Annotated in this window: 1 protein-coding gene; it reads right to left on the bottom strand. The window is 76.8% G+C overall.

All coding sequences use genetic code 11. The annotated features are described in order from the left end of the window. Positions 1-596: ATP-binding cassette domain-containing protein (locus ACYVE9_RS30180; protein WP_461031034.1), on the bottom strand; the 596-nt coding region annotated here is incomplete at both ends.

Here is a 596-nt window from a genome sequence, read left to right as displayed (position 1 = left end):
TCGGCGTCCGGGCGGGCCAGCCGCAGGTTCTCCCGCAGCGTGCTGTCGAAGAGGTGCGCGTCCTGTGCGCACAGCCCGACCGAGCGCCGGACGGTGTCCGCGGGCAGCAGCGCCGTGTCGGTACCGCCGAGCGTGCAGCTGCCCGACTCGGCGTCGAGGAACCGCAGCAGCACCTGGGCCAGTGTCGTCTTGCCGGACCCGGACGGGCCGACCACGGCGATCCGCCGGCCCGGTACCAGGTCCAGGTCGACGCCGCTGAGCGCCGGGCGGTCCTGCCCGGGGTGGCGGGCCGTCACCCCGCGCAGCCGGACCGGGAACGGGCTGCTCGGTTCGGGCGCCGGCTCGGCCGGTTCCCGGACCGGGTCGGGCGCGTCCAGCACCTCGTGCACCCGCTGGGCGCTGCGCCGCACCCGCTGGCGGTGCTGCACCGCCTGCGGCAGTCCCAGCACCGCTTCGAACGCGGCCAACGGCACCAGCACCACCGTCGCGAGCCACACCCCGTCCAGTCGGCCCTCGTACACGGCCTGCGCTCCGACCAGGGCCGCGGCGGTCGGCCGGCGCCTGTCGTGGGCGGAGGTGGTGGCGGTCGGCCAGAA

It is taken from the genome of Streptomyces sparsus, from assembly GCF_054776295.1.
The sequence above is the reverse complement of the archived record's forward strand: the minus strand, read 5'-3'. Positions and strand labels throughout refer to the sequence as shown.